Origin of the sequence: Chitinophaga varians (assembly GCF_014529945.1) — a bacterium.
GTDB lineage: Bacteria > Bacteroidota > Bacteroidia > Chitinophagales > Chitinophagaceae > Chitinophaga > Chitinophaga varians.
Genome location: NZ_JACVFB010000003.1, coordinates 1,343,755 through 1,365,506, shown reverse-complemented (window position 1 = coordinate 1,365,506; position 21,752 = coordinate 1,343,755). Strand labels below are relative to the sequence as shown.

The following is a 21,752-nucleotide window of genomic DNA, read 5'->3' as shown; positions in this document are numbered from 1 at the left end:
ATTTTTATCCCAAACAGTGAACACATGATGAAATGGACTTTACCATTGCTGCTGCTGCTATCATGGCAGGTACAGGCGGCCACCACGTTAAAAGTATTGCAGTTTAATATCTGGCAGGAAGGCACCGTGGTGCCCGGCGGATTTGAAGCGATCGCTGACGAGATTATGCATACCGGTGCAGATATCATCACCTTCAGCGAAGTACGCAATTACAAACAAACCCGCTTCTGCGACCGGATCAGGGAAGCCCTCGCCAAAAGGGGCCGCACGTTTTACAGTGAATACAGCTACGATTCCGGTATCCTGTCGGCTTATCCGATTGCCCATTTCGAAACCATCAGCCCGGAGAAGGATGATCACGGCTCTGTTTACAAAGCTGTCGTACGCGTTGCTGGTACTAACGTGGCCGTCTATACGGCGCATCTGGACTACCTGCATGCGGCCAATTATCTTCCCCGCGGGTATCATAGCAGCAGCTGGAAGAAACTGCCTGCGCCGGTCACCAATGTCGACAGCGTGCTGGCCGACAACCGTGCCTCCCAGCGGGACGAAGAAATAGCATTGTTTCTGGCCGATGCCCGCCGCGAAGCCGCCAAAGGCAGCGTGGTGATACTGGGCGGTGATTTCAACGAACCATCCCATCAGGACTGGACCGCCGCCACGAAAGACCTGTTTGATCATCACGGCACCATCATCCCCTGGAATGTGACCATGGCCCTGGAAAAAGAGGGTTTTACAGATGCCTACCGTCAGCTGTATCCCAATCCGGTAACACATCCGGGCTTCACTTTCCCGGCAGGGAATACAGCCGTTCCCGTTAGTAAGCTGGCATGGTCGCCGGATGCGGATGACAGAGACCGTATCGATTTTGTGTTCTTCCGTCCGGATAAAAGACTACGCCTGAAAGATGCAGCCATCGTGGGGCCTCGCGCCTCTGTGGTGTATGGCGCGATCAAAGACGAAACATCTAAAGACAAATTCATTGCCCCTACAGGGGTATGGCCCACCGATCACAAAGCCCTGCTGATCACTTTTGAGCTGAAGTAAGATATCTGCTGATGCTAATGAACAACAGTGACAATAAAAGAAATATAGCGGCAATGCCCAGCGCATTGATCAGCGCCTGCGTTATCCCTATCCGGTCCACTTCAACGAACGGGTAGGGATAAAAGCCGGAGAAAGTGCCCCTGACAAGGATATACGCGAAATAAAAGAGGGGATAGAGCAACCACGGCCAGCATTGTTTCCACTCCAGCCGCCGCCTGGCGGTATATAAACCCCAGTACAGAAGAGACAATACCGGTATCACACTGTGCAACAGTTCATCCACCAGCCACTGCAAGCCCTGTGGCTGCCACAGCCAACGCAGTACAGCATTATAAATGATGCCCACTACCAGGATATACACGGTGAGCGCCGTTTGTATGCCGGCACGGGAAAAGAAACGGGAGCCCGGATTCAGCCATAGCACGGTGTTGCAGAGGGCCACCAACAGATTGGTCAGTATCGTGAAATAACTGAAAAAACGAATGGTCAGCTCTCCTGTGGGCAAAGTCCCGTTCTGAATCATCAGATAATATTGTGCTGTCAGCGCAAACCATCCCAATAAGGAAAGTATCGCCGGATAGAGGCGGGGTCGTTTCATTTCCATAGTATAAGTATACGGATTTTTTCATATTTGCATTTCTCAGGGATGATCAACAGGAGCATTTCTTTTTGAAGGCAGCGGAAAGTTTTCTTTCTTTATAGGGCGATAACCCGCACGCCTATGGATTACTTCGAGACCCACATCATGAAAGCCGCGCAGGAAACAGGATATGTGGACCTGCAACAAAAAAGACTGACGACCCTGCCCCCGGGGTATGAGGCTGCCGCCCGCCTGTCGTATGTGCACATTGATGTGAGTAGTAACCAACGGCTGCAACATGAAAAGGTTATCGGTCAACTGGCTTCGATTCCCCATATACAGGCCCTGAGCATGGTGGCCACCAACATGGAAGAGATACCGGCGGATATTACGCGGCTATCAGGATTGGAGTATCTCGATCTGTCAGACAACAAACTGATTGAACTTCCCGCTTCTATTGGTCACCTCCGGCAGTTGAAGGTGCTAAAACTAAATGATAATAAACTGGACGAGCTGCCGGTGCTAAAACACCCAATGCCCTTTCTGGAAGAACTGCACCTGAGCGGTAATCCACTGGAAGCCATTGACCTGACCCCGTTCCCGGCGCTGAAAAAATTATACCTCTGTAAAACAGCGTTGTCGAACTTGCCGGTATCTATTACCCGCCTGGCGCAACTGGAAATACTGGTACTGGATAATAATGAGCAGCTGAACATAGAAGATACCTGTTGGTTGCTGGCAGGCTGTAGGTCATTGAGGCGTTTGTCCATGCGGAAATGTGCTATCAACAAGGCACCAGAGAGCATCCGTCTGTTGCGGCAGTTGATAGCCATCGACCTGAGAAAGAGCCGCTACGAGCCTATCCCGGACATACTGAAGATGACAGAGATGACGGAGATCGACTGCGACTGGCCACTGCCGGCGCCTTTTTATTTTAACATGATAAAAGACAGAGCCGATACCCGCTCGTTTAGCCTCACTAAGATATTACCTTACCAGGAAGATGGTGTTCGTACGTTGCCGGCAAACGTGGGAGCGCTTCAGCATCTCGACGCGCTTACCTGTGCCGATCTGCAACGGCTACCCGCTGCGATCAACCATTTGAAGCGGCTTAAATCACTGGCTTTTATCAACGGGAAATACGACAGCCTGCCCGATCTCTCCAGCCTGCAGGGACTGGAAGAAGTAACCATTTCAGGCACCGGCTTCACAGCTTTTCCGGAATTTATTTATCAGTTGCCAGCGTTGAAAACACTGACGATAGAGCGTTGCATGGCACGGCCGGATTATCGCCGCATTGCACGGATACCGACGCTGGAAAAGTTGACCGCTGATGATATGACAGCGGCAGACCTGCAAAACTTTATGCAGCCTGTGGAAGGGCGTTATATCGAGGTGGTATTGACAACAACCCCGCTGCCGGACGCGTTTTATGATCTTCCGTGTATCACGATGTTTGATCTGAATGAGCACGAAGATACTGAGGTGGAGCCGCTATTGGCGAAACTGTGTCGCCTGCCGAATCTGCATACCCTGATTTTCAACAAAGTCAGGCCATTGCCGGTGGGGGATTGTATTCGTTGGCTCCGGCAGTTTCCGCGATTGAAAGCGGTCACGCTTTATCTCGAAGAACAACAGGTGCCGGCATCACTGGCGGACCTGTCGCACCTGGAACATATTTACCTGCACTGGAACGAAAGCTGCCAGGCAATACCTGACCTGCCACCCCTATTGGCCAATACACGCCCGGGACAGCTGGTGCTGGAGAAGACGCCATTCACAGCGGCATATCTGCATGCCTTTGAGGTATTGAATACCCGTGGAATAACAGGGACGGGTACACGGGAATTGGCTTTCTGCCTGTTGGCACGGCGCTACGATACGCTGAGAAAGATGCTGCCATGGCCTTTTACGCCGGATGGCCAACTGCCGGGCGCGCAGGTATATATCGCCGGAGAACCGACCATGTGCACACGAAAAGAGCTAAAAGAAATATTGCTGCAACGCGGGGCCACCGTAACAAGGGCGGTAGCGGAAGCCACCCATATCTTCGTGGGGCGCAATATTAGCGCTACCGTAATAGCTCAGCTGTCCGGCCGCCTTCTTCATCTGGTGCTCGAAGATCACCTGAAAGAACAATTACAGAAAGAAGATACGCCCTTCTTATTGGGAACAGAAGGGGAAGCGCTTATCAGTCAGGTGACACGTCTCCTGAAAACAGACAATAGCCTGATGCTTGCCTTGCAGATTATTCGTGGCGGCGGCGCTAATCCTATCGTGCTGGGCTATCTGGCCGCTATTTACCTTTTTTATTATGAAGAGGATATGGTAGCAGAAGCCAAAGGCCTGTTCAGAAAATTTGCGTCCGCTGATTTGCAGTATCATATCGAGGTGCACTGGAAAGAAGCGTATCGCTATAAAAGAGAAGATGCATTTACGTCGTTGTACCTGCATCCGGAGATGGATATGTTCGCTTTTCTGCTGGCCTTTATGAAGATTAGAGGAGCGCATACGTTAGGCAACCTCTGGTTGAAGGATATTCCTGACACAGCGGTTACCGACAGTATCCGTGACCTGTACCCGATGAACATGGTTTGCATTGAAAGCCGGGGTAGCATCACGCAATTACTGGCGAGACTGCCCCTGCTGCATGTCGAGCGCCTGGTAATTGAAGCGCCGCTCGATACATTGCCGCCCGATGTCTGGCATATTCCCACCTTACGCGGCATTAAACTGGTGCTTAAAGGAAGTTCCGGTTTTACCATTCCGCCGCTGGAATCCGCTCATATGGCCTTTTCCCGCCTGCAGGTGGAGAACGGTCATATAATTAATCCGGAAGGATTGGCTGCCTGCACACAGTTGAAGGAGTGCCTGATAATAGACGGGAACCTGTCAACGGCAGATTTCGCAACAGGAATGCCTTTGCTGGAAACATTGGACCTTAGCAATAACCACATCGCTGCGCTGCCTGCCGGCCTTACACAATGTACGCAGCTGTCGTCCCTTAACATCGCGGGAAACAGCGTCACAGAGGAAGCTGTTGATGCCCTGAAGCTGCCTAAACTACACACGCTGAACTATTCACCCTACAAACAAAAATATTAAATCCCCTTACCTGAAAAGCCATGGAACACAGACAGATGTATGCCGAACCCGGTATTGTAGAACTGAATGATTTAAAAGAAGCGAAAGATTGTCCACACCCCAAAGTACGATTCGTACTGCATAGCAAACGCCTGAAGAAAATGCCGGATGTGAAAGCAGCGGCGCATATACCCTACGTACAGTTCGATCTGGGGTACAATGAAGCGCTCGATCACGCCAGCGCCATAGCTGAACTGGCTGCCCTGCCACATCTCACTGGTCTGGGCATGACGAAAACCAAAATGAGCAAGCTCCCGGACAGCATCGGCGGGTTAACCGCACTGGAGGCGCTGGAAATCACCGGTAACCAGCTGAAAGAGCTGCCCGACAGTATTCAGTCGCTGAAAGAACTGCGTATCCTCAACCTGCGGACGAACCGGTTTACCACCTTCCCGAAAAACCTGGCCGGCATGTTGAAGCTGGAAGAACTGAGCCTGCGCTTCAATGAAATCAAGACCCTGCCTAAAGAAATCGCTGCCTTTCCGGCATTACAGATACTGGACCTTTCGTCCAACAGCATTGCTGTTTTGCCTCCGGCGATCAAAGAGCTGTCACGGCTGAAAGAGCTGCATATAAAATACAATAAACTCACCGCGCTGCCCGAAGAACTCGGCGAACTACAGGAACTGGAAGTGGTGGCGCTCAACGGCAATAGTAAGCTGGACTTCGACCAGGCTTTTCGGGTACTGGCCAATTGTAAAAAGCTGAAACGGTTGCGGTTAAAGGGTTGTGGCCTCAGCTCCCTGCCGGAATCTATTGCCCTCCTCGAAGGACTTGAATCCATTGACTTGTATGACAATGGCTTCAAAGCGCTGCCGGAGGTCCTGCTGCAGTTAAAGCATCTGCGGGAAATAATCAGCACCGAGCCGCTGCCGATGCCTTTCTACATCAACATGATAAAGGATAATCCGGGAATCACCACTTTCAGCACCGACAATTTAACGCCACATATAGAAAACGGAAAAGCGACGCTGCCGGACAGTATTACACAATTGCAGCAGGTGAATGCCATGAGTCTGCATAAGTTGGAGGCATTACCGGCAGCGCTGGCGCAGATGAACTGGTTGCAGTCCCTGTCGCTGAGTGAATGTGCTATTGAAACATGGCCTGATCTTTCCGGCCTTGCCGCATTGGAGAAGTTATCTTTTTATGAAAGTGCCATGCCTGCGCTGCCGGAATGGATATATCACCTGCCTCGGCTGAAGAAACTGACGTTGCCCGATACGGTAGTGGATTATGCCCGTGTAGCCGCTATGCCGGCGTTGGAGGTGCTTAACGCGAAGAAAATAACAGAAACGGATATACGACAACTGAAACAGGCGCCCAGGCTCCGGGAACTTTACTTTTCGCATGAACAGGAATTGCCGGATGCTTTTTATGAACTGCCGCACATCGAAGAATTTGATTTTGGTAATTATCGTCGCGCTGAGGAAGATGTTATCGCTGCCAATCTGAAGCGGATGCCGGCATTAAAAGCGGTCCGTTTTAACACCAACGGCGCCAAACCGCTGGCGTGGTATATTGAATGCCTGAAAGGATTACCGGCGTTGAAAACCGCGACTATCTATTCCGGTTCCCTTCACTTGCCGGAAACATTACTGGAGTTATCTCACCTCGATACCCTGCATCTTCGTTTTACCAACGAAGCGCTCTATGATGCCGGCTGGACAGAAAAGAAACCGGTGATACCGCTCGCGCTGGGCCGTGCCAAAGGTGGACAGATTATACTGGAAGACAGAAAAGTGCTGGGGCGTTATCGCCATGCATTTACACAAATGGCGACCATGGATATTACCGACGGTTACCGACGGGAATTGGCCTTCGGCCTGCTGGCTCACCAATACGACATGCTGAATGCCCTGCTGCCTTACCCTTTCGCTGATGGTAACATACCCGACGCCAAAGTATATGTAGCGGGAACGCCTACACTGGGAGATAAAAAATCGCTGACGAAGCTCCTGGAAAACCGGGGCGCTGTTGTGGTAAAAGATGTCAGGGAGGCTACGCATGTATTCCTCGGGCAGAACATCCCGGAAGATACCGTCAACGGACTTTTCCGGCAGGATTATCAGTATATCCTGGAAGATCATCTCAAAGCACAGGAAATAAAGGATGATACCCCTTTCCTGATGACGGAAGAGAATCAGGAACTAACGGAGCAGATTACACGTTTATTAGCCGATCAGCATAACAATAATATGGAGCTGGTGCTGCAAATGATTGAAGGTGGCGGCGCTGGGAAGGTATTACTCAGTTATCTGGCGGCTATTCACCTGTTTCACCAGGACCTGGCTATTCGGAAGCAATCGAGGACTTTGTTCCGCAAATATGCGTCGGCTGCTTTGCAGCATCATCTTAAATCCTCCTGGCAGGCCCGTTTCAAGGACAGGCCGGAAGATGATTGCCAGGTATTGTATGTGCATCCTGAACTGGATGCCTGCGCTTTTGTACTGGCCTTTCAGATGGTGAAAAGGCAGGAGCCCAAAGGTTACCGGATCAATAGCCTGGTACTGCGGGATATGCCTGCCAGTAATATCTCTGATGTGCTGGCACATTTTCAGCATGTACAGTCGGTGAACCTTGACCTGAGCGATACGACTGATTTACCGCGCCTGGTGGAGTATCTGCGTCAACTCCCGCTGACGCAGTTGTCTGTCAGAATTACCACAGATGAAATTCCGGCACCGCTCTTTACCCTGCCGGTGGAATTACACGTGGGGCGCAAGCATGACAGGGATCTCGCTATTCCCGATCTGACAGGTGTTGCGGTGCATCTTAAAAAATTCTGGGTGGCTTATGTGCCACTGAGGCATACAGAAAGACTGGCAGCCTGCCAAGACCTGGTGTATCTGAGCCTGGAATTCTGTGAGATCCCCGACATGACATTTGTTACGGAGATGAAAAAACTGGTCATCGCTGAACTACAGGGGAACCGATTCACACACGTGCCGGCAGCGCTGAATCAGCTACAGCAGCTGGAAAAGCTACGGTTGGACTATAACCCGTTTTCTCCGGATAGTTTTGATTTCACCCAGTTAAAAAAACTGGAAGACCTGAGATTGCCCAATCCATGATCGCTCATAAAAACGAAAAAGCTGTCCTTTAGGAGGACAGCTTTTTTTATTTCGGGTATTCACTTTATCTTCGCCGCGCAAATGTTTTTTAACCTTAAACCATTTCCTAACTAAACAGTTGTTTTATGTTTGTTTTTACTCGCTGTAGCATTGTTTGTGCTATCACCCTCGCATTGGCGTCTACTGCCAGCGCCCAGTTCAAGCTCAATTCCAAAACCATTGGTGCAGGCGTAAAAGCTGCGAAAGCAGTGACCCTGAGTGATGATGAAGTCATCAAATACACCAAAGAGTACATTCAATGGATGGATGAGCACAACCCTGTAGCGCCTGCCGATGATCCTTTGGCTCAGCGCCTGGCCAGGCTTACAGCCAATGCTGCGAACTATGAAGGCATGAACCTGAACTTCAAAGTGTACCTGGTAAGGGATATCAACGCCTTTGCCTGTGCGGATGGCAGCGTGCGCGTATGCGCCGGCCTGTTGAAGGTAATGACGGATGATGAAGTGATGGGTGTTATCGGTCATGAGATCGGACACGTGAAAAATAAAGACTCCAAAGATGCGTTTAAAACCGTGCTGATGACTTCTGCCCTGAAAGACGGCGTGTCTTCACAAGGCGGTGCGGCCGGTGCCCTCAGCGATTCTCAGCTGGGTGAACTGGGCGAAGCGGTGGCTAATTCTGCTTATTCCCGCGGCCAGGAAAGCCAGGCCGATAACTACGGTTATGACTTCCTGAAAGCCAATAAACTGAATCCGTGGGGTATGTCCACCGCCTTTGAAAAGCTGTGGAAAGCATCTCAGGAAGCGAATAACGGAGAGAAGAAAAAGAAAGGCGCTCAGCTGTTTTCATCCCATCCTGATACCGAAAAGAGAATGGTGACCATGGCTGAAAAAGCGACCAAAGACGGCTACAAAAAACCGTAATCATTTAATTATTTTGATATTTTATTATTTAAAAATTTAAGGAGTTCACTTGTTGGCTAACCTTCGAGTGAACTCCTTAAATTTTTAAATAATAAAATATCAAAATAATAAAATGCCTAAATTCTGTAGGCAAATTCATTGATCAGCCGCACATTATTATTCATATTGTAATCCGCGTCTATGTGTGGAGCGTATTTAAACGGAAAAGTGCGCAGGGTAATAGCCGTGGCGGCTTCTGCATTGTCCGGATTAAAGATGTTGCCCGGGTCGGCAAAAAGGGCGGCATCGTCGATGCCTTTGCCACAATGTTCGCAGTGGTTGCACCAATAGAAGCCATCTGCGCTTCTGGCCGGCCCCTGTTTGTAATGCGGGTAGTTGTCCCGGAAAAAATTGAACAGATGAGCTGAGATAACGGATGTTTGCTGAAACAGCGTGAAAAAATCCAGTTCAAACCACACCTTTTCGTCCCGCTCATTCATGTCTTTTTCATAAAAGAAATCGCTGCCAATAGCGATAACAGGGGTGGAGTGCTGACAATGCGGGCAGGTATGGCGCGCATGGGCAATAATCACTTCGTCCGACAGGATGATGGCGGTGTCCCGGTCAGTGATCCATCTGTCTACCTCCATGATATGATCATAATTGATATCCGGCAGGTACCAGGTTTGCAGGTTGGCGTCCCACAAAGCCCCTTTTGACTTGGCTTCGGTTTCTTCCGCAGCTGGAACATTCAGTAGTAATGACATAATCTTGGAATGTGGTCACTGAATTTAACAAAAAAAGACCACTCTTGCCCGTTATTTTTTTTAGGAAGATGATCGTTGTTTGTTGCCCGCTGCCCGGAAGATTAGTATTTATCGTCGTTGATCTCGATCCAATAACCGTCAGGATCACGGAAATAGATCTGCTGTACGCCGTCCACCCGTTTGTTGATGGTATTGGGTTTTCCCGGCCAGTCCTCATAGGTGACGTGATGTTTCTCCAATACGGAGATAAATGCTTTCATGGAAGGAACGCTGAAGCAAAGATGGGTGTCTTTAGGATGCACGTCCGCTTTGGCGGCCCCGGAAATGATGTGCAGCTGGCTGTGGTCTCCTACTTTGAACCAGCTGTGGCGACCATCCTTAAAAGGTTCGTCCATTACCTCCAGGCCGATAACGTCCCGATAAAAAGCAGTGGCGCGTTCCAGGCTGACAACATAAATCGCGATGTGGTTCAGCGACGGGTATTTTTTGGTCTGTGCTTGTGTGCTCGTGGAAATTCCCATGATGGCAAAGAAAAGAATAACTATCGTCTGTTTCATACAAACAAGATAAAAAAGATTTTATCATTTTGCCATTGAGCTATTTTTTTATTTAAAGAAAATACAGCGAAAATCAACCTGACATCAAGTGATCTTCGCTGTATTTAAATATTCAAATAGCCCAATAATCCAATGGCTTAATGGCTTAGTTGCTTTTGAAAGCCACAGACTGAATAATCACATCCAGTTTCTTTAACACGGGCAGGTCTGAACGAAGGATTTTATCGCCGGTTACCTGGTCATATTGTTTGGGATCACCTGTATTGTTGGCTTTCAGCTGGATGACAACGCCTTTGCCTTCGAGGGCGCCGCCCTGCCAGTCGCTCACCAGACCGCCGTTGGTCCATTCGAAAGCATTGATACGGAAAGGACGGCCATTCACTTTGATCAGCTTCTCCAGCGGATCGCCGGCTTTGATGCCATAGGGAGATTTCCATTTGGACGGGAAATGAGAGAAGGTGAGGATATTGCCGTTTTCGCCATCAAACTGTACTTCCAGTTCATCGTCGGTGTCAGGATAGATCACATAGGCTTCTCCTTCTTTGGTACCTGCCAGGTCGGTGGCTTCGCGTTGGGTAACGTTGTCTTTGCCATACATTTCCACCAGTTGCTCAGGAGTACGTACCTGGAACAGCGGTTTTACTTCCCAGTTACGTGTATCCGCCAGAGTGGTAGCTGCGGCTGCGGGGGCAGCGCTTTCCGTGGTGGTGGCCGTACCGGCGGCGGCTGTTTCACCGGAAGCGGCGGAGGTGGTACTGCCGGCGGTAGTGGTGGCTGTTGCCTGGGCAATGGCTGCCGGCGCCTGTTTGCCGGTCACCGGACCGGTATAGGTCTTCAGGAAATCGCTTTTATCTTCCAGCAGCGCTTTGGTATCGTTCTTATATTTATTGGCGGTATAGGTGGCCAACGGGAAAACGCTGTTGGTTTGCAGGTCCATATTGCGCAGGTTGGTGATAAACCGCTGCCGGTTACAATCACTGTACTGGTACAGATATTTCAATGCTGCGTCCAGCGCCGGAAGATCGTTTTTCAGGTTGAACATGGTGGAGTCGATATCCAGTCCGCCGGAACCGCTGCGGTTCAGTTGCTCTGCGATATAGCCGGTAATAGAGTCGTTCTTCAACGTATAATGATGAGCCACCCGGGCAGAGAAATCTGCTGCAATAGTTTCCGACAGCTTGGTCTGTGCGCTTAAAGCCAGCGGGAAAATCAGGGCAACCAATACAAAAAGCCTTTTCATGTGCGCGGTATTGAGTGATAGTAATAGTGACAGTGATGACTGCCTGAGCCATCACTAAATTATGTAATATTTGCCATTGCCGTTGAAAATACTGCGGTGATGGCCGGAATATCTTAAACGTACAGATACTAAAATATAGTATTTTTAAATCCGCCCGGACTCCGGTCCGGCTTATTTTTTAATTGACGATTGCCTGAATCACCCGTTGTTATGCGAAATGTTTTGTACCTGTTGTTGGTATCCCTGTTAATGTCCTGCGCCGGCCAGAAAACGAAATACTCGGTAGAGGACGTGCCTGACCCCAAAAAAAATGGCGGCGGTTATATCAGTAACCCCGACCATCTCCTCACCTCCGGAGCCGTCGGCAGCCTGAATGGAAAACTGAGCACCCTTGACCAGGGCGGTAAAGCCCAGGTGGCCATGGTACTGCTGAAGACCATCGGAGAAAATGAACCCCGCGATTTTGCCCATAAACTGTTCAATTACTGGAAAATCGGAAATGCCTCTACCAATAACGGTCTCCTGGTACTGCTGGTGGAAGATGCCCACCGACTGGTATTTGAAACCGGTAAAGGGCTGGAGGCAGATATGCCCGACGTGATCTGTTTCCGCATTCAGCAGGATTACATGATCCCGTATATCAAAAAAGGAGACTACGACCAGGCATTTGAAGAAGGACTGAAATCCATCTCTGCCCAGTTACATAGCGGCAATTACGCTTATGATAAAGACATGCAGCAGCCGGTGGAAGACCATTCCCTGCTGCCGGACCAGGGAGATACCCGGGAAGCTCCGGAGCCACAGGGACTGGTATCCGCTCCCCGACCAGTGCCCGCCGATATTTCCAATGACCCCAATGAAGCAGCAGGAGCGGAGCCTTCAACCCTTTCTGCGCAGGAATATGTCGCCAACGCCCGGCCTTTCGAAGCGTCGCCTTCACAGACGACCGATTATCCGGTAACAGGAGATTTCAGCGGAAGTACCTATTTCGCGGGATTCCTCTGGCTGGTTATTTCGGCAGCTATGATGAGTGTGTTTTTCGGGAAAAAGCCAAAGCAGAAAAAAGGCAACGACCCTATGCCGGTGAGAATAAAAGACATGCCCAACGACTTTCTGCGTCCCGGCCTGGCCGGCCTGTTCTTTATTCACGTGACGGCCTTCGTTACCCTCGGTTTCCTGGTGTACAAAAGAGGGTGGTCGGTCAATTTCTTTACGGCCTTTGTGCTCTATTACATACTGTGGACGCTGTTTATGTTCATCGCGGTACTGATCATAACAGTCAGGGCAAAGAATGCGCTGCGCGACAAAGACCGGCATGAACAGTGGTTGAGCTACGCCCGTACAGCAAACAGATTAAAAGCCGCTAAATATGTCTTCCCGCTGCCGCTCTGGTTTTATCTGGCAGGGCTCAAACGCCGGATGGAGCAGCTGCGCAACGATCCGTACGATTGCCCGAATTGTTCCCATGCCTTACATAAGTTGGCTGAAAAAGACGAAGATGTCTATCTTAAAAAAGAACAGGTGATAGAGGAAGACCTGATGGCGGTGGATTACGACGTCTGGAAATGTGATACCTGCGATTACCGGCTGGTACTGGATTATACCAATGTAAACACAGCGATGTCTGAATGTCCGCACTGTTCCTATATTTCGCTGGAATCCAAACAGTCTGTTACCAAAAAGAGAGCGACTACCAGAGAGGCGGGTTGGGGCATCACCACGTATGCCTGCGCGATTTGTTCCTATAAACACGATTACCGTTTTGAGATACCCCGTATCCGGGAATCATCTTCTTCGTCCTCTTCGTCCTCTTCATCGTCGTCCTCTTCTTCCAGCTGGGGCGGCGGGTCTTCGGGAGGTGGTGGCGCCAGCAGCAGCTGGTAGCCCAGGACAGGTAGCCCAGGACTTCAGTCCTGGGTACAAAAAAGGGCGTACCGGATGATAGTACGCCCTTTTGTTATGTTGTTCGTTCCTTCACATTATTGGTCTGCTTCCATTTTTCCTACTACCTGATATCCTGTGCCGTTGTTGGTATTTACCTGTTGGTAATACATACCGTCGGGTGACAGGAAGTATTGTTGTCCGTTGATCTGTACGGAACGGCTGCCTTCAGGAAGTGATTTCAGTATATCACCGGGAATGGTTTCCGTACCATTGTTAGTGTTATCGTTTTGCTGTGGGGTAACCACTGTATCGCCGATCTTACCGTTTTTACCGACTACTTTAAATCGACGGCCATTGTCGGTCATGGTTTCCTGATAATAGGTGCCATTCAGTTCGTAATAGGTGCTACCGTTGAACTGTATTTCAGAAGCGCCATCCGGCAGGTCCGGGACCGCTGCGCCCATTGGCGGGTCTACTACGCGGTAGCCGTTATCGTCTTTATCAGATTCATAGTAAGTCCCGCCGGAATAATAAACAGGGCCGAACTGAGGGCCGAGGGCAAAGTAGCCATATGGCAGGGTAGAAACATAGAATCCAATAGGAGGGAAGTAGTAAGGACGGTACCGGTAATAACGGCGGTAGCCTGGTCCATACCATCCATGGCTGTAATAAACGCCTCCATGATACACAGGTCCGCGATAGCCGTGGTAGAATCCTCTGTTTACGGGAGCTATTGTTCTGGGAGCGCTGAAATTGCTACGGGAACCGAAGTTCGGAGCAGACATACGTGCGCCTCCGCCATAATGTCCACCTCCGCCTCCAAAGTGGCCTCCGCCACCATTGTGACGTTGAGCAAAGGCGCCGGTTGCTGTAGTTGTGCATAACAGCCCAATCAACACAAACAGCATATAAAATCTGTTTTTCATCTTCTTCGGATTATAATGTTTAGACTGATTTCAGATCAAATAGTTTAAGGGCTATTCTCAGGCAGAGGGCGTACTCAGCGCATCCGTGAATTGTTGTGACAATTCAATGATTTTAGCAGATTTGGCCACTCCCTGTACCCACTCCTCAGGAAGGTTGTCCAGTCCGTAATGCAGGCCGGCGGCAGCTCCTGTTACGGCGCCGGTAGTGTCGGTATCACCTCCCAGATTGACCGCCGCGAGCACGGCATCCCGGAAATTGCCCGTATTCAGCAGGCACCAGAGGGCGCTTTCCAGGGTATGTATCACATAACCGGAGCTCAGGATATCGTTTTCAGTCAGGTTGGTAATATTATCCTGTAGTATCCGGTTGAAAATCCGGATTTCGGCAGGGTTGAACTGCTGTTCAAGGATAAAATCATTCACCGCTGCCTGCATGATCTGATAAGATTCCTGTATGTCTTTTACCGTTAAAAGGTTCCGCACAAACTCCACATAAATGAAACAAGCCATCACAGAGCGAAAATGCATATGGGTAATACCGGATACTTCTTTAACAATGTGATAACGTTGTTTGATATTCTCTTCCCGGGCCAGGTAAATGGCTACCGGCATCATACGCATCAGCGAGCCGTTACCATTTTCAAATTCTTCAATACCACCGGAGAACAAAGGAGAAGTGCCGCTGCCTATCCGTCGCAAAGCGTGTTGGGTAGTATGCCCGATATCAAACACCTTATCATGTGCGCCCCAATATCCATCAGCATACCACTTCAGGAAGGTATGGGCCATATGGGTGAGGTTATATCCTTGTGTGAGACTTTCCGCTGTACAAAGGGTAAGGGATGTATCGTCTGAAAAGGTGCCCGGAGGCTGATTCCAGCATCCGTAGCCAATAAATTCCCGGATGGGGTTTTCCCGGAGGTAGCTCCTGGTCTTAAATTCAACCGGAACACCGAGCGCATCGCCGATGGCGGTACCGAGAAAAGCGCCTGTGATCTGTTGTTGCATAGAATGGGGATTTATATTGTATATATACAGAAAAACGTGCCAACAAATGTTTTCGGTATGTGAAAGCCGCTATTTGTTCAATTTGTACAGCGGATAGAGGTGTGTTCACTCTTGTTCATTCGTCAGAAGACCTTGATGACTGTCTCTTTGTTCGGTTGGCGTTTTATCTTTGCATAGTAACAATTAGTACTGACACCAGCATTCACCACGGTGGATTTCTGGTAACAGGAAAGGTTAAACGGAAAATCACCCAATGTAGACCCCCGGCAGCTGCCATCCCCATTGTTTGTTTGAGAACAACTATCGATTGTTTGATACCAGCTATGGCAGATGCCCTTCAAAACCAACTTTCTTATGCACGCTTTTTTATTTAACACCCGGCGCCAGACGTGTACTTTCCTCGGGAAATACCATCACTGCTTTTTTGCTCAGTGCTGGCTTAACTAGCCATCAATGTTTTGACCAACCATTGCTACTGATTCAACAGCAATTTTATGGGAATAGGTGGATGAAAAGGACTGTTTTTCCAGACAGTCCTCCTCAAAAGCATTTCTGAGTCCAAATGCAGGTATATAAGATGAAGGCTGAAGGGACCGCCTTTCCAGGTGGTCCCCCTCAGAAAACATCTTGCTGCCGGCAGCAGACCATCACATAAATGTTGGAATGCCATGTAAAAGAAGGATAGGAAAGGACCATCTTTCCAGATGGTCCGGTTTTCCGCCTCGCATGGCGTAGCCAAAGAAAACTAAAAGTGCCATATGAACATGTGGGCAACTGCTATAAACAGCTTGTTCGCAGTACGATTGATTCAGCTTCAGGGACCGTCTTTCCAGACAGTCCCCTGCCAGACAATTCAGGTTGCGCTGCAACCTTCATCATACATCAACATGCTCTATTCATAAGCGAAACGGTGGAATTTAATCACGGACCGTTTGTCCAGACGGTCCTCCTAAAGATTTTCAGATTAAGGACGGATTGAGAATGGTAAGATCAATATCAGCATGGGCCGCCTTTCCAGGCGGCCTTGTATTATACAACTGATGAGTCATGGGTTAAGCATGGGGCGTTTGTTTAAACTGCCCCGCTTTTTTACCTTCGTCTGGTCTGTTGCTGCCGAGGCAACAGCCGAAAACCCGTTAAAACCCGCTTTTATGCAATATCATCAGTTAGGCAAGTCAGACCTGCATGTCAGCGAAATCAGCTACGGCTGCATGTCGCTGGGCAGCGATGATACCGACAACGCCCGTCTGATACAACAGGCCATAGACGGTGGTATTAATTTCTTCGATACCGCCGACCTGTATGATCACGGGCAGAATGAGATCACCCTTGGAAAAGCTCTGCAGGGAAAAAGGCAGCACGTTATTATCGCCAGCAAAGCCGGGAACCAATGGCGGCCCGACGGTAGCGGTTGGGACTGGAATCCCCGCAGGGACTATATCCTGAGCTGCGTGGAAGAAAGCCTGCGCCGCCTCAATACCGATTACATCGACCTGTACCAGCTGCACGGCGGTACGCTGGAAGACCCTACTGATGAGACTATTTCGGCGTTTGAAACGCTGGTGCAGCAAGGTAAGATCCGTTATTACGGTATTTCCTCCATACGCCCCAATGTGATCAGGACTTTCGTGGAACGTTCCAACATCGTAAGTGTGATGATGCAATACAGCCTGCTGGACCGCCGTCCGGAAGAAAGCTGTTTCCCGTTGCTGGAACAACATCGTATCGGGGTGCTGGTGAGGGGCGCTGTAGCGAAAGGGTTGCTGGTTAACAAAGCGCCGGAGCCGTACCTGAACTATGATGCTGCCGACGTGGCCAGCGCGGCAGCGGCCGTACAGCGTATATCCACCACCGAAAGAGGCCCGGCTGCCACGGCGCTGCGGTATGTATTGCAGCAACCGGCTGTTACCACGGCCGTTGTGGGAATGCGTACCTCGCCGCAGGTGCAGGACGCGCTGGCTGCCGCGGGCGCTACACCGCTGACGGCGGAGGAAATAACGCAATTGCAGCAGGTCCTGCCGGTCAACAGATACGAGCAGCACCGCTGATGCCTGTGTAGCAGGATCATTTATTATATTGTAGGTAATCAAAAGTCCCTCGTATGCAGAAACTCAAAATAGGCATGCTCCTGTTTCCGGACATGACCGTACTGGACTTCGTTGGCCCTTATGATGTATTTGTGAAAGCACCCTGTTTTGAAGTGGTGCTGTTAGGAGAATCTACCGCTCCGATAAAAGTGGAAGGTGGGCTGACCGTGCAGGCTTCCGTTGCGTTGGCCGACAGCCCGCAGTTGGATATCCTGTTTGTTCCCGGCGGGAAAGGTATTAATCCGTTGCTCACCAACCGGACGGTACTGGATTTCCTACGGCAGCAGGCGTTGGGCGCAAAATACATTACCAGCGTTTGTACAGGTGCGTTGGTATTGGCTGCTGCCGGCTTGTTACAGGGTTATAAAGCTACTACGCACTGGCGTTCGCTGGAACTGCTGCGTATGCTCGGCGTGGAGGTAGTGGAAGAGCGGGTGGTGAGAGACCGCAACCGCATTACCGGCGGCGGCGTAACGGCCGGTATCGATTTCGCGCTTTCGCTTACTGCCATGATTGGCGGCGAAGAGCTGGCCCGCATTGTACAGCTGCAACTGGAATATAATCCGGCGCCGCCTTTCCGGGCAGGCTCTCCGCATACAGCGGGTACGCCGGTATTGCAGGCTACCCGGGAACTAACGAAACATATGCTGGAAATCAGAAGAGGTATTATCCGTGAATTGCTGCAGCAGCACGGAATGCCTGCTGCGCCTCCGTCCTGATGCTACAGATTTCCTGCAGGCCAATCATACGGTTCCTTTCCGGGTCCCACACTTTTAACCGGAAGCAGCCCCGTATATCGCGGAAACGAAGCGATGTAACGGTGACCTGCTGCAGCTCGGGGAAAGCCTCCATCACCTGCGGCAACCGGTAGAAAGGAATACGGGCGTTCAGGTGATGAATATGATGATAACCGATATTGCCGGTAAACCATGCCATCAGCGGATGCATCTGCATATAACTGGAACTCAGCAGCGCTGCTTTATCATAACACCAGCTGTCGTTTTCATTGAATACTACGCCCGGAAAATTATGCTGGGCATAAAAGAGGTAAGCGCCAATACTGCAGGCGATGCTGAAAGGGATGAGTATGAAGAACAGCCAGCTTTGCCATCCGAGAAAATAAAAGACCGCTATGCTGCCGGCGATATGTATGACCATGGCCAGCAGAGAGTCTGCGTGCTTACGTGGACTGCTGGTGAAGGACTGCCAGCACATACCGATCAGGAACATAAACAGGTACCCCGCCGCAATGGTGGCCGGGTGGCGGGTAAACAGATAACTTCTGCGTTCTCCGCGGGACATCTGCTCAAAACGCTGCCGGGTAACAATCGGGTAGGAGCCTATGCTGGCGCTGAAAAGCTTTGAATTGTGTTTATGGTGGTAATCATGTGACCGTTTCCAGATGCTGCTGGGCGCCAGTACATAGATGCCGAACAGCGTCATGATAACATTGGCCAGCCGGGAATTGTGCAGAATAGCATGATGCTGATGGTCGTGGTAGATGACAAACATCCGCACAATCAACAGCCCGGAGAGCACGCTGCCGACAATTCTGAAGGGCAACGGCAGTAACAGGGTGCTGGCAAGGGCCAGCAGTAACAAACATAAAGTTGTAACCAAATACAGCCAGCTCTTGGCTCTTTCCTCGCATGCGTATGGCTTGGTAGCCAAAATCAAATCTTTGCCTTGCAGCATAATGGTGGGTCGATTTCGTAAAAAATACAGATTGTCTATAGTTGAACAGTTGGACGCTTGTGTTTCCACCGTTTGTGGGACCACAGCCAGGTCGCAGGTTGTGTAACGATATCTGTTTCCAGTTGTCGTGTATGCAAGGCCGTTATTTCGCCTTCTTTTTCTGTAGAAGGAGAAGCAGTAAGCATATGGGCAGACACAGTATAGTAGCCTCTTTTGTCCCGTTGCACCGTAACGTATACCACCGGGTAGTTTAATTTCTGGGCTATTTTTTCCGTTCCTTTGAACACCGGCGTATCCTGATGCAGGAACGTCATCCAGTGCGCTGTTTGCGGCTGCGGCGCCTGGTCAGCGATAAAGGCCGTGGCACTCACATGGTCCCTGTTTTTAACCATGTCCCGGAAGGTGTCCTGCATGGCGATCAGTTTGGTACCGAAGCGGGTCCGCATTTTATACATGAGACCATTAAAGTGCTGGTTGACCAGCGGATGATAGATCACATACAGTTGCTGCCGGCACAGAATGCTGAACGTATTGCCAGCCCATTCCCAGTTGCCCTTATGCCCCATTACCAGCACCACGCTTTGTTTCTCCGCCGCCAGCCGTTCAAACAAGGCTACGGTCTCATCTGTGAAACGGCAATGCCGTACCATCGCTTCCTTGCTGATTGTCAACGTTTTGAACGTCTCAAGGAAAAGATCGCACAGGTAATGATAGAAATCCTTGCAGATCCGTTTAAGCTCGGCCTCGTTTTTGTCAGGAAAAGAATTGCGGAGATTTTGCATCACCACTTTTTTCCGGTAACCCAACAGCCGATACAATAAAACATAAAGCAGATCGCTGACGAAATACAATATGCGGAAAGGCAATAACGATACGGTGTATATCACCGGTAATAACAGGTAATAGGCAATAGAAGACAAAACAGCGTAGGTTTTTGTTACTCCAAAGAGTATTATTGAAAACGTGAATATATAATAAGAATGCCATTTTTCATAGCACTGCCTTAAAAAACGCGGCATTATTATGTTTATTATCTTTATCCGTGCATCTTTTATAAACTTTAACATATACAGATGAACACTATCCGACACCTGACAAGATGGGCCTGTATGGCCGCTGTTATTGGATTGTACAGCTATTGCGCCCGCTCTCCGTATGCAGCTACCAACAAAATTTACCGGCAGAAAGCCAAAGGGTATGCGCAGGTGGTCCGCGGGCAACCTGCCACGCTGCCCGGCGAAAACGGGATCAGGCCAGCCTGGTGGGCGGGCACCGTTAATTACAACCTGCGTAAACCGAATATGGTCATTATCCATCATACTGCCCAAAATTCATGTGAACAAACACTGAAAACTTTCACCCTGGAGCGGACGCAGGTGAGCGCCCACTACGTGGTATGCCGTGATGGTACTATTCACCATATGCTGAATGATTACCTCCGTGCCTGGCATGGCGGCGCTTCCCGCTGGGGAAATATTACCGATATCAATTCCGGCTCTATTGGCATTGAACTCGATAATAATGGGGCAGAACCCTTTTCCCCCGCCCAGATCAATAGCCTGATCATTCTGCTGGATACCCTGCAGCATCGCTACAATATCCCGGCTGCCAACTTCGTAGGCCACGGAGATATTGCGCCCGGCCGTAAAGTAGACCCCAGCGCTTATTTCCCCTGGCAACAGCTGGCGGCAAAAGGATTTGGCCTCTGGTACGATGACACCGCCCGGATAGCGGTGCCACCCGCTTTCGATAAATGGCAGGCCCTCCGCATTATCGGCTACGACCTGAAAGACACCACCGCCGCCATGCAAGCCTTTAAACGACACTTTATGCCGCAGGATACAGTGCTCCCCTCACCAGATACCGACAACAAGGTGCTGTACAGCGTGATGAAAAAATACCAGTAACCGGGTCTTTGAAGCAATGACACTTCAGGGGCCCGTTACCCCTACGCCTATACTTTATTTATTTTGTGGTGTGCGATAAATGAAGTATTTTAATAATGAGTAAGATCGAACCTATAACCAAAATCTGAGACCCAATATCACAACGGCATTGCTACTACCTATTTTCCTTGTTATCATAATTTTCTCTTGCCATGAAACGCACACTCCAATTCCCTTTGTTGCTGTTGATACCAGCCGCTCTTTTTTTGATAGCAGCAGGTCAACGGCCCGCTTCTGCAAAAATCCATTACCAACCTGTGTCTGACACCACCTGCCTGGTAAAAAATGAAACTTCCTTCGATTTCGCTGACAACCTGCGCAAAAAAATTAATGCGCTCATTGAAGACCGCGTGGCCGGCGGTATCGAAGAAAAAGGCATTGTTACCTGGGAAAACTCGCCCGATGCACCGGAATATTACCAGATCGTTCTGCGTAAAAACAAAATCACCATTAAGTACAAAGGCACTATCTGTCAGGATAAACTCATTGCTGCCAATCTTGATACCTGCAAGATTGAATTGAAGAAATTATTAAACCAATAACATCATACCGGTCGAAAAGGCCGGCCCTGTTGCCTTTGATCATATTTTCCCCGGGCTTATGCCCGGGGATTCCGCATGCCTGTACCCTGTAGTTATCTCCCATCACCATTTTTTATCGCCCTCGTACACACTCCATCATCTTGCTATGTAGAGAGCTATCTATCAATTATTTATAGGTTAACGACCGATAAGAAAATAGATATTTTGTATTTATGTTTAGTCTATCGGTTTTGTAGATTAATAAATCTTGATTACTTTTGCGCGAGATATCTAATCATGCGCACGCGATCATCATTCCCTGACGATTGTATGGCCATGATCACGCCAACGATCATACACCAACTGCAAAGACC

At 49.7% G+C, this 21,752-nt stretch carries 17 protein-coding genes; 9 read left to right on the top strand and 8 right to left on the bottom strand.

Going from position 1 to position 21,752, the window contains the following annotated elements; genetic code table 11:
* Positions 1-24 precede the first annotated feature (24 nt).
* Complete coding sequence (locus ICL55_RS20015) at positions 25-1,047, top strand: endonuclease/exonuclease/phosphatase family protein (protein WP_223151510.1); 1,023 nt, start codon at positions 25-27, stop codon at positions 1,045-1,047.
* On the opposite strand, the gene ICL55_RS20010 is transcribed toward ICL55_RS20015, so the two are convergent.
* Positions 1,028-1,651: a Pr6Pr family membrane protein gene (locus ICL55_RS20010; protein ID WP_246496441.1), complete on the bottom strand. Its 624-nt coding sequence runs from the start codon at positions 1,649-1,651 to the stop codon at positions 1,028-1,030. The genes ICL55_RS20015 and ICL55_RS20010 overlap by 20 nt on opposite strands.
* Before the next feature lie 117 nt (positions 1,652-1,768).
* Here ICL55_RS20010 and ICL55_RS20005 point away from each other — a divergent pair, with 117 nt between their 5' ends.
* From ICL55_RS20005 to ICL55_RS19995, 3 genes are all read left to right on the top strand, one after another.
* Positions 1,769-4,732, top strand: a complete 2,964-nt coding sequence (locus ICL55_RS20005; RefSeq protein ID WP_188100466.1) for a leucine-rich repeat domain-containing protein — start codon at positions 1,769-1,771, stop codon at positions 4,730-4,732.
* Positions 4,733-4,752: 20 nt separating this feature from the next.
* Complete coding sequence (locus tag ICL55_RS20000; protein WP_188100464.1) at positions 4,753-7,845, top strand: leucine-rich repeat domain-containing protein; 3,093 nt, start codon at positions 4,753-4,755, stop codon at positions 7,843-7,845.
* Between the two features lie 125 nt (positions 7,846-7,970).
* Positions 7,971-8,768, top strand: a complete 798-nt coding sequence (locus ICL55_RS19995; RefSeq protein WP_188100461.1) for a M48 family metallopeptidase — start codon at positions 7,971-7,973, stop codon at positions 8,766-8,768.
* A gap of 116 nt (positions 8,769-8,884) precedes the next feature.
* Here the strand turns inward: ICL55_RS19995 and ICL55_RS19990 are convergent, their stop codons facing one another.
* From ICL55_RS19990 to ICL55_RS19980, 3 genes are all read right to left on the bottom strand, one after another.
* Positions 8,885-9,514, bottom strand: coding sequence for a DUF5710 domain-containing protein (locus ICL55_RS19990; protein WP_188100459.1), 630 nt, complete (start codon positions 9,512-9,514; stop codon positions 8,885-8,887).
* 101 nt (positions 9,515-9,615) lie between these two features.
* Positions 9,616-10,071 carry a VOC family protein gene (locus ICL55_RS19985; protein ID WP_188100457.1) on the bottom strand — a complete coding sequence of 152 codons (456 nt, stop codon included), beginning with the start codon at positions 10,069-10,071 and terminating at the stop codon, positions 9,616-9,618.
* Positions 10,072-10,216: 145 nt separating this feature from the next.
* Positions 10,217-11,311, bottom strand: coding sequence for a hypothetical protein (locus ICL55_RS19980; RefSeq protein WP_188100455.1), 1,095 nt, complete (start codon positions 11,309-11,311; stop codon positions 10,217-10,219).
* A gap of 210 nt (positions 11,312-11,521) precedes the next feature.
* Between ICL55_RS19980 and ICL55_RS19975 the strand changes: the two genes are divergently transcribed.
* Positions 11,522-13,195 (top strand): TPM domain-containing protein, encoded by a 1,674-nt coding sequence (locus tag ICL55_RS19975; RefSeq protein WP_188100453.1) that lies wholly within the window; start codon positions 11,522-11,524, stop codon positions 13,193-13,195.
* A gap of 95 nt (positions 13,196-13,290) precedes the next feature.
* Here ICL55_RS19975 and ICL55_RS19970 read toward each other — a convergent pair whose 3' ends face one another.
* Positions 13,291-14,121: a DUF6515 family protein gene (locus tag ICL55_RS19970; RefSeq protein WP_188100451.1), complete on the bottom strand. Its 831-nt coding sequence runs from the start codon at positions 14,119-14,121 to the stop codon at positions 13,291-13,293.
* 57 nt (positions 14,122-14,178) lie between these two features.
* Positions 14,179-15,129 carry an ADP-ribosylglycohydrolase family protein gene (locus tag ICL55_RS19965; protein WP_188100449.1) on the bottom strand — a complete coding sequence of 317 codons (951 nt, stop codon included), beginning with the start codon at positions 15,127-15,129 and terminating at the stop codon, positions 14,179-14,181.
* Positions 15,130-16,169: 1,040 nt separating this feature from the next.
* On the opposite strand from ICL55_RS19965, the gene ICL55_RS19960 reads away from it, so the two are divergent.
* Together ICL55_RS19960 and ICL55_RS19955 are read left to right on the top strand one after the other, a co-directional pair.
* A complete protein-coding gene (locus ICL55_RS19960) occupies positions 16,170-17,177 on the top strand; it encodes an aldo/keto reductase (RefSeq protein ID WP_246496440.1) in 1,008 nt (335 codons plus the stop codon).
* A 53-nt stretch (positions 17,178-17,230) separates the two neighbouring features.
* Positions 17,231-17,935, top strand: a complete 705-nt coding sequence (locus ICL55_RS19955) for a DJ-1/PfpI family protein (RefSeq protein ID WP_188100444.1) — start codon at positions 17,231-17,233, stop codon at positions 17,933-17,935.
* On the opposite strand, the gene ICL55_RS19950 is transcribed toward ICL55_RS19955, so the two are convergent.
* Entirely contained in the window at positions 17,883-18,818 is a 936-nt protein-coding gene (locus ICL55_RS19950) for a fatty acid desaturase family protein (protein WP_246496439.1), read from the bottom strand. The genes ICL55_RS19955 and ICL55_RS19950 overlap by 53 nt on opposite strands.
* A 128-nt stretch (positions 18,819-18,946) precedes the next feature.
* On the bottom strand, positions 18,947-19,831 hold the full coding sequence (locus ICL55_RS19945) for a lysophospholipid acyltransferase family protein (RefSeq protein WP_246496438.1): 885 nt from the start codon (positions 19,829-19,831) through the stop codon (positions 18,947-18,949).
* A gap of 153 nt (positions 19,832-19,984) precedes the next feature.
* Between ICL55_RS19945 and ICL55_RS19940 the strand changes: the two genes are divergently transcribed.
* Positions 19,985-20,818 carry an N-acetylmuramoyl-L-alanine amidase gene (locus ICL55_RS19940; RefSeq protein WP_246496437.1) on the top strand — a complete coding sequence of 278 codons (834 nt, stop codon included), beginning with the start codon at positions 19,985-19,987 and terminating at the stop codon, positions 20,816-20,818.
* 191 nt (positions 20,819-21,009) lie between these two features.
* The gene (locus tag ICL55_RS19935) at positions 21,010-21,399 is read left to right on the top strand and encodes a hypothetical protein (RefSeq protein ID WP_188100438.1); all 390 of its coding nucleotides are present in this window, start codon (positions 21,010-21,012) and stop codon (positions 21,397-21,399) included.
* Positions 21,400-21,752 lie beyond the last annotated feature (353 nt).

Coding starts and splice junctions, on each gene's coding strand:
- ICL55_RS20015 (WP_223151510.1), top strand. CDS start 25: ATGATGAAATGGACTTTACCATTGCTGCTGCTGCTATCATGGCAGGTA.
- ICL55_RS20010 (WP_246496441.1), bottom strand. CDS start 1,651: ATGGAAATGAAACGACCCCGCCTCTATCCGGCGATACTTTCCTTATTG.
- ICL55_RS20005 (WP_188100466.1), top strand. CDS start 1,769: ATGGATTACTTCGAGACCCACATCATGAAAGCCGCGCAGGAAACAGGA.
- ICL55_RS20000 (WP_188100464.1), top strand. CDS start 4,753: ATGGAACACAGACAGATGTATGCCGAACCCGGTATTGTAGAACTGAAT.
- ICL55_RS19995 (WP_188100461.1), top strand. CDS start 7,971: ATGTTTGTTTTTACTCGCTGTAGCATTGTTTGTGCTATCACCCTCGCA.
- ICL55_RS19990 (WP_188100459.1), bottom strand. CDS start 9,514: ATGTCATTACTACTGAATGTTCCAGCTGCGGAAGAAACCGAAGCCAAG.
- ICL55_RS19985 (WP_188100457.1), bottom strand. CDS start 10,071: ATGAAACAGACGATAGTTATTCTTTTCTTTGCCATCATGGGAATTTCC.
- ICL55_RS19980 (WP_188100455.1), bottom strand. CDS start 11,311: ATGAAAAGGCTTTTTGTATTGGTTGCCCTGATTTTCCCGCTGGCTTTA.
- ICL55_RS19975 (WP_188100453.1), top strand. CDS start 11,522: ATGCGAAATGTTTTGTACCTGTTGTTGGTATCCCTGTTAATGTCCTGC.
- ICL55_RS19970 (WP_188100451.1), bottom strand. CDS start 14,121: ATGAAAAACAGATTTTATATGCTGTTTGTGTTGATTGGGCTGTTATGC.
- ICL55_RS19965 (WP_188100449.1), bottom strand. CDS start 15,129: ATGCAACAACAGATCACAGGCGCTTTTCTCGGTACCGCCATCGGCGAT.
- ICL55_RS19960 (WP_246496440.1), top strand. CDS start 16,170: ATGAGTCATGGGTTAAGCATGGGGCGTTTGTTTAAACTGCCCCGCTTT.
- ICL55_RS19955 (WP_188100444.1), top strand. CDS start 17,231: ATGCAGAAACTCAAAATAGGCATGCTCCTGTTTCCGGACATGACCGTA.
- ICL55_RS19940 (WP_246496437.1), top strand. CDS start 19,985: ATGAACACTATCCGACACCTGACAAGATGGGCCTGTATGGCCGCTGTT.
- ICL55_RS19935 (WP_188100438.1), top strand. CDS start 21,010: ATGAAACGCACACTCCAATTCCCTTTGTTGCTGTTGATACCAGCCGCT.